This window comes from Streptomyces rectiviolaceus (genome assembly GCF_039533825.1).
Taxonomy (GTDB): domain Bacteria; phylum Actinomycetota; class Actinomycetes; order Streptomycetales; family Streptomycetaceae; genus Streptomyces; species Streptomyces rectiviolaceus.
Genome location: NZ_BAAAUG010000248.1, coordinates 1 through 4,269, shown reverse-complemented (window position 1 = coordinate 4,269; position 4,269 = coordinate 1). Strand labels below are relative to the sequence as shown.

Below are 4,269 nucleotides of genomic sequence, written 5' to 3'. Positions count from 1 at the left end.
GACGTGAGAGCGGCCGGTAGCGGACGGCGGCGGCCGGCCCGGGAACGGCTCCTGGAGGCGGCGGCCCGGCGCTTCTACGCCGACGGTGTGGCGGCGACCGGTATCGACACGATCACGGCTGAGGCCGGCGTGGCGAAGATGAGCCTGTACAACAACTTCTCCTCCAAGGCCGACCTGGTCCGGGCCTACCTGGATGCCCGGCACGAGGAGTGGCTCGGCTTGTACCGGGCCCGACTGGCGCACGCCGACGGCCCGCGTGAGGGCGTGTTGGCGGTCTTCGACGCGTACGCCGATCACGCGGCCTTCGCGTACGAGAACGGCTTCCGCGGCTGTGGGCTGCTCAATGCCGCCGCCGAGCTTCCGGCCGGCGACGAGGGCCGGGCCGTGGTCCGCGCCCACAAGGAAGAGGTCGAGCGCTTGGTCGCCGAACACCTGGAGCAGCTGTTGCCTGGTCGGCCCGACGAGGCCCGTGCAACGGCCGAGCACCTTTCCTTCCTCCTGGAGGGGGCGATGGCCCGTGCCGGCCTGGAGGGAGACGGCGAGCGTGTCCAGCACGCCCGCTCGATGGCCACGGCTCTGCTGGACCGGGTGTGAGCCGCGTCGACCACGGCCGGTCCGTGGGCATCGGGGCCCTGTGCGTGCTGGCTGCCTCCGTGCTGTGGGGTACGACGGGCACGGCCGCCACCTTCGCCCCGGACGTGGGCCCCCTCGCGATCGGGGCCGTCGCCATGGGCATCGGCGGACTGCTCCAGGCCATCATCGCCGCCCCGCAGATCCGCCATCACGCATCCCGGCTGCGCGACCAGCGCGGCACGGTCCTGCTCGGCGCCGCATCGGTGACGGCCTACCCCCTGGCGTTCTACAGCTCCATGCACCTGGCCGGAGTCGCCGTCGGCACCGTCGTGTCGATCGGCACCGCCCCCCTCGCCTCAGCCCTGATCGAGCGCGTCGTGGACGGCCGCCGCCTCACCCGCCGCTGGATGCTCGCCGCTACCCTCGGCCTGCTCGGCACCGTCCTACTGTGCGTCGCCGAAGCCGCCCACGCCACCGACGGCACGGGCCGCAGCTCCATATCCGACACCCTGCTCGGCATCGGCCTCGGCCTCCTCGCCGCCGCGACATACGCCCTCTACTCCTGGGCCGCGCACCGGCTCATCACCCGCCAGATCCCCTCCCGAGCAGCGATGGGCGCGATCTTCGGACTCGGCGCACTACTCCTCCTGCCCGTCCTCCTCGCCACGGGTGCCCCGCTCGTCGCCTCCTGGTCCAACGCCGCCGTCGGCACCTACATGGCACTCGTCCCCATGTTCGCCGGCTACGTCCTGTTCGGCTGGGGACTCGCCCACGTGCCCGCCAGCACCGCAACCGCCCTGTCCCTGCTCGAACCTGCCGTCGCTGCCGTCCTCGCCGTCCTGGTGGTCAGCGAACGCCTCCCCGCCACCGGCTGGATGGGCATCGCCCTCGTCATCGCCTGCCTCGCCGCCCTCATCACCCCCACCCACCGCCGCTCACGCGAACAGCTGCGCAGCCCTGCGGACCACGAGAGCGAGGTCAGCGTGACCAGTGTTGCCAGCCACGCCGATTGAACGCGCGGTCAGTTCCGCCTGCCGGGCCGGTAGAGCACAACCTCGTCAGCTACCACGTCCGACCGCCTCCCATAGTTGCCCTCCCACCCAGGCGGCAGGTGCTGTCCAAGGTGGTGAACATCGAACACGACACGGCTGCCACGCCTCCCGAAGTCATGAACAGGTGCTGTCCGATCTCGTGAACAAAGCCAGGCGCTGAGAAGCGGCAGGACCGCCATCGACCTGGCCTGTGGCAACGGCCAGTGGACACGGCAACTCGCCGTCTGGGGACTGAAGGTGACTGGCTACGACTTCTCGCCCGAGGCACTGCGGCAAGCTGCCAACGCGGGCATGCGCGACCGGCTGAGCTACGCGCGGTGGGACATCGACGTCGAGTCCATCCCCGACGATCTGAGGCCCAGCGGCATCGATGTGGTGACGTGCCGCTTCGCGCTCCCCTACCTCGACCGAGCCCGGCTGCTGACCGATGTGGGGCGCTGGCTCGCCGACTCCGGCACCTTCTACGCGCTCGTCCGCGTCGACGTCCAGGGCGCCGACACCCGCCCTGCTCCGGGCCCCGACGAGGCCGCCGGAGCGGAAGCGTTTCGCCGCGGGCTCACCGAGGAGCAGATCCAGTCCCTCGGCCACGGCTGGGCCCACCGAGAGACGTACAGCCTGAGCCGCTGGCACCGCGCGATCATGCTGCGCGGCTACGGCGGCTGACCCAGACTCCGCCCCTCCTCCGATGGCAGTGACGGATCTTGGAGGAGGGGCGGGTTCCAATGCCGGCCCGCGAACCCGGCGCCGGCTCGGAGACGTCCGCACTCCTCGCTCTGGCCAGGGGCGGGCAGCGGGACCGGCCAGGACCCCGCCGGCCCACGACCACATCGCCCGCTCAGCAGGAGCGGCGCGGTGCGGCACCACCGGTTCAAGCACCCGCTCGCACCGGCCGCAGCAGAACAGAGAGGGGAGGAGAACCATTGGGAGACAAGCCCAAGTCCGAACTCGCCGCGCAGGCCGATCCCGCGCGCGCCGCGAGGCTGCCGACCTGCTGATGACGCGCGCACCCAAGCCTGAACGCTACGACGCGAGGGGATAGGCCGTGGGACAGGCAGCGACATTCGCGACCGCCGCGCCCAGGGCACCGCGCCGCAGCTGTGCATCGATGGCGGCAACGCCACTGGGTGTCCATCGAGGCGATGTGGCGCGATGGGGAAGTTGGCGACCGTGAGTTCGAGGGCGACTTCATCGACTTCGTCGTCTGCGACGACATCGGCGAAGGCCCCGACGGCTGGGATTTCCCCGGCGGTGGTCTACCCCACGGACGCCTCTGCAGGGCGTTTCACGGCCAGTCGACGAGGCCGGCGAACAGCAGATACAGAGCGAGTACGGAGACGGGTGCGAGGACAGCCAGGAGCGCCCGTCTGGCGGCGTGGCGCTTCTGCCAGGGCAGGGCCCATGCGGCGAGCAGCAGCCCCGCAGGGACCGTGAGGCCGAAGAGGAAGACGGTGAAGGCGGTGTCGAAGCTGGGGTTGAAGCGGTCAGCCTCCGAGGTGGTGCAGGAGTCGCAGGCCATCGGGGAGAGCGCGACAAATACAAAGGCAAAGAAGGCCGTTGGAAGGGTGAGCAGGGTGGAGAGCAGCGGGCCGATCCAAGCTCGCCGAGCGCGATCGCACGGTGCGTCCTGTGTCATACACACGACCCAACATCAGCGCGGCCCCCGCTACATCCGTACGCGTACTCAGGTGATGGCGGCCTCGCTCGCCCCGGGCACCGGCTGCCCCGGGCGGAGGACCGGGGCGACCGGTTGGGTGGCTCGTCATGCGCCACACATGGACGGGCCGTATTCCCCGGCCGACAGCGGGAGCCAGTCGCACACGAGGGAACTCCGCGCTAAATACGGAGTGTTCGGGATCTTGGCAGGGGAGCCTGCCAGCGGCAAGTGAAATTGGGACAGCCCCGCAAGAACTCATCGGCCCGCCGCAGGGCCTGCGCACGGTCGACCGTCCCTGTCCGCATTCTGATCGTCTCCGCACACCGGCCATATCGGTTGACGACCGATACACCAGCACGGGCTCGTAGGACGCATCGATTTCGCACCGCGCGGTTCGAGATTGCGCGAAATGCACCGGCTCAAGCGCTGGGACAACACCGCATCAACCTCCGATGGCCCGCTTCCAGGACTGGCACGATGCTCCACGTCCACGGCCGGGCGCCACACCGGGCGCGCAGCTGGAGCGCAGCTGCGATGACCAGCCGCGCTCATCGCTGTAGCCGAAGGAGGGACGTCGGCACTGCGGGCAGGCGAGCTCTCCGCGGCGCTGCGCCTGGTCGATGAGGAGTTCGCGGCTCATTCGCGCGGCGGCCTCTGCTTCAGAGGAAGCGGGGTCGGGCACGTGGACCGTGAGCTTGAGAGCGGGGGTCTTGCGCGACGTCGACTCCATCTCGCTCATCAGGAGCTGCAGGTCCCTAGGCGTGACGCGGTCGTGGCGGGTCAGACGCTGCGTGGTGTCGGGCTTGCGTGAGAGCAGCCGGCTGCTGCGGCGGTCGGCGTCCGCCCGGTCCCAGGCCTTCGTCCACTCGGGCAGCTCGCTTCTGCGGACGTTGCAGGCCTCGGCGAGGGCCGCGACGAACGTCCGGCTGGGTGTGGAACTGCCTTTGAGGACCCGCCCGACGGTGCTGTGCGGCAGCCGCCCCACTCCGC

General features: G+C 70.4%; 5 protein-coding genes. 3 read left to right on the top strand and 2 right to left on the bottom strand.

Translation table 11 applies throughout. From position 1 onward, the window contains the following. Positions 1-3: 3 nt before the first annotated feature. From ABD378_RS43410 to ABD378_RS43400, 3 genes are all read left to right on the top strand, one after another. A complete protein-coding gene (locus tag ABD378_RS43410) occupies positions 4-594 on the top strand; it encodes a TetR/AcrR family transcriptional regulator (RefSeq protein WP_344530939.1) in 591 nt (196 codons plus the stop codon). Further along, positions 591-1,586: a DMT family transporter gene (locus ABD378_RS43405; RefSeq protein WP_344530934.1), complete on the top strand. Its 996-nt coding sequence runs from the start codon at positions 591-593 to the stop codon at positions 1,584-1,586. Before ABD378_RS43410 ends, ABD378_RS43405 begins: the two co-directional genes overlap by 4 nt. Before the next feature lie 195 nt (positions 1,587-1,781). Then, positions 1,782-2,288 carry a class I SAM-dependent methyltransferase gene (locus ABD378_RS43400; RefSeq protein WP_344530936.1) on the top strand — a complete coding sequence of 169 codons (507 nt, stop codon included), beginning with the start codon at positions 1,782-1,784 and terminating at the stop codon, positions 2,286-2,288. Positions 2,289-2,907: 619 nt separating this feature from the next. On the opposite strand, the gene ABD378_RS43395 is transcribed toward ABD378_RS43400, so the two are convergent. Together ABD378_RS43395 and ABD378_RS43390 are read right to left on the bottom strand one after the other, a co-directional pair. Further along, complete coding sequence (locus ABD378_RS43395) at positions 2,908-3,258, bottom strand: hypothetical protein (RefSeq protein WP_344530932.1); 351 nt, start codon at positions 3,256-3,258, stop codon at positions 2,908-2,910. Between the two features lie 463 nt (positions 3,259-3,721). Continuing rightward, positions 3,722-4,269, bottom strand: a 548-nt coding sequence (locus ABD378_RS43390; RefSeq protein WP_425583983.1) for a hypothetical protein, incomplete at its 5' end; no start/stop codon positions are given.

Bases quoted from the DNA above. Each gene is read 5' to 3' on its own strand.
- ABD378_RS43395 (WP_344530932.1), bottom strand. From the start codon at position 3,258: ATGACACAGGACGCACCGTGCGATCGCGCTCGGCGAGCTTGGATCGGC.